Here is a 2,497-nt window from a genome sequence, read left to right on the forward strand (position 1 = left end):
TCCATTCACTGTTTCAGGAGGTTCGCCATGACACCGCTGCGCAAACGCATGCTGCATGACATGCAGATCCGCAACCTTGCAGACAACACCCAGAAGGCCTATCTGCTGCAAGTTTCCAGTTTCGCCCGGCACTTCCGGCGCTCACCTGAGGTGCTCGGCCCCGAAGAGATCCGTGCCTGGATCATCCACCTGACCAACCAACGCAAGCTCGCGCCAGCCAGTGTCCAACTTGCCGTCGGCGCGCTGCGCTTCCTGTACCGCATCACGCTCAGGTGCGACTGGAGTGACGAGGATTTCCCGTTGCCCAAACGGCCCGTGAAGCTGCCCGTCGTCCTGAGCTTCGAGGAAGTGACGCGTTTCTTCGAGTCCATTCCCAGCCTGAAGCAGCGCACCATCCTGATGACGGCCTACGCGGCCGGCCTGCGGGTGTCGGAAGTCGTTCACCTGAAGGTCACCGATATCGACAGCAAGCGGATGATGATCCGTGTCCGCCAGGGTAAAGGCCGTAAGGACCGCTACGTAATGCTCTCGCCGCGGCTGCTCGAGATCCTGCGACTGTACTGGCAGGATGCCCGCCCAAGCGAGTGGCTGTTTGCGGGCAACATTCCCGGGCGGCCCATCAGCCGCCAGGCCGTGGGCGAGGCTTGCGCGCTTGCGCGCCAGCGCAGCGGCATTACCAAACCCGTGACACCACATTCTTTGCGGCACGCGTTCGCCACGCACCTGCTGGAAACCGGCGCCGATGTACGCCGGATCCAGCTGCTGATGGGACATCGCAGCATGGCGACCACGGCTCGGTATCTCAAGCTGGCGACGAGCACCGTGTGTGCCACCACCAGTCCCTTCGACCTGCTGCCGCACCCCGCACCCATCCCGCCTGAGCCCACACCGCGCGCATACTTCTGAAGCCGGCGATGCGCCCGGCGCTCGAGGTGGCGGACATCTTCCGTCGCTGCGGGCCTCACTACCGGCAGACCCATGCCGACGCCCTCAGTCGCGCCCAGCGCCGCGCGATGAGCGCCATCGAGCTGTGCCGTACCGCCGCGCTTGGCGGTCATGTCGAGCAGTGCGATGCGTGCGGCCATCAGCGCATCGCGTACGACTCGTGTCGCCACCGCTGCTGTCCGAAGTGCCAGTCGCTCGCCCGCGCGCAATGGCTCGAACGCCGGCGCGCCGAGCTGCTCCCCTCGATCGAATACTTCCACGTCGTCTTCACACTCCCGGAGCCCATCGCCGTGCTCGCGTACCAGAACAAGAAGACCCTCTACGATCTGCTGTTTCGCACCAGCGCCGAGACGCTGCGCACGATCGCCGCGGATCCGAGACACCTGGACGCGGAGATCGGCTTCATCACGGTCCTGCATACGTGGGGGCAGAATCTGCTCCACCATCCGCACGTGCACTGCGTGGTGCCGGGCGGTGGCATCGCGCCGGACGGTGAGCGCTGGTTCGCCTGCCGGCCCGGCTTCTTCCTGCCGGTGCGGGTGCTCTCGCGCCTGTTTCGCCGCCTCTTCCTCGAGCAGCTGCGCCGCGCGTTCGACGCCGGCGCGCTGCGCTTCCATGGCCAGCTCGAGCCGTTGCGTGACCCGCGAGCGTTCGCCGCCTGGCTCGCGCCCGCCGCCCAGGCGGAGTGGGTCGTCTATGCGAAACCACCGTTTGGCGGCGCGGCCCAGGTACTCGATTACCTGGGCCGCTACACGCATCGCGTTGCCATCTCAAATAACCGGTTGCTGCGCTTTGATGGCGATTCGGTGTTGTTCCAGTGGAAGGACTATCGTCACGAAGCCCGCCACAGGACCATGACCCTGACGGCCGACGAGTTCATTCGCCGCTTCCTGCTGCACGTGCTGCCCGTTGGCTTCAAGCGCATCCGCAGCTACGGGTGGCTCGCCAACTGTCACCGGGCGGAGAGCCTGGCCACCTGCCGGCGGCTGCTCGGCGTCGAGCCGCCCGCCGCTGCGTCGCCCATCATCGCGAAAGACTACCGCGACCGTTACCAGCGGCTCACCGGCAGGTCGCTGCGCGAGTGCCCCGTGTGCGGCAAGGGCCACATGGTCCGCATCAAAGGCGCGCTGCCTGGCGACACGCCCGGCATCCTGCCACGGGCGCCTCCCGAACCGGCCCATGTGCACTGACCCGAATCAGCACCACCCCCGCGCACGTTGGTCTTCCCCCATGCGGCCAAGGCGAACCCACTCGCGCCCTGGCGTCGCCGCACCTTCACAATGCCGCAAAACTCCGCACTCCTTACCCATTGGCATCCGCATTTCCGCTGGCTTTGCGCGACCGGCCCGGCCAACCACCCGGTTCTGGCGCGCGCCACCCGTGTGCAGGCCATCACAAATCACCGCGCCGTTCATTCAATGCCCATAAAGGCCGACGCCTGCGGAGCGGTTTAGCACAAACATTTTTTTGATTACCGATCGCGGACCGGCCCCGACCGGCCTGTTCACGCGTCAGTGGCCGCGATCGCCAACCAAAAAAATCTCTGCTCTAT

Annotated in this window: 2 protein-coding genes; both read left to right on the forward strand. The window is 65.8% G+C overall.

Annotated elements, in window-relative coordinates:
- Window positions 1-27 precede the first annotated feature (27 nt).
- Window positions 28-906: a tyrosine-type recombinase/integrase gene (locus AB3X96_RS42235; RefSeq protein WP_368594376.1), complete on the forward strand. Its 879-nt coding sequence runs from the start codon at window positions 28-30 to the stop codon at window positions 904-906.
- 8 nt (window positions 907-914) lie between these two features.
- Window positions 915-2,135: an IS91 family transposase gene (locus tag AB3X96_RS42240; protein ID WP_368594377.1), complete on the forward strand. Its 1,221-nt coding sequence runs from the start codon at window positions 915-917 to the stop codon at window positions 2,133-2,135.
- The last annotated feature ends 362 nt before the right edge of the window (window positions 2,136-2,497 follow it).

This window comes from Paraburkholderia sp. BR13439 (assembly GCF_040948805.1).
In the GTDB taxonomy this organism is placed as follows: Bacteria; Pseudomonadota; Gammaproteobacteria; order Burkholderiales; family Burkholderiaceae; genus Paraburkholderia; species Paraburkholderia youngii.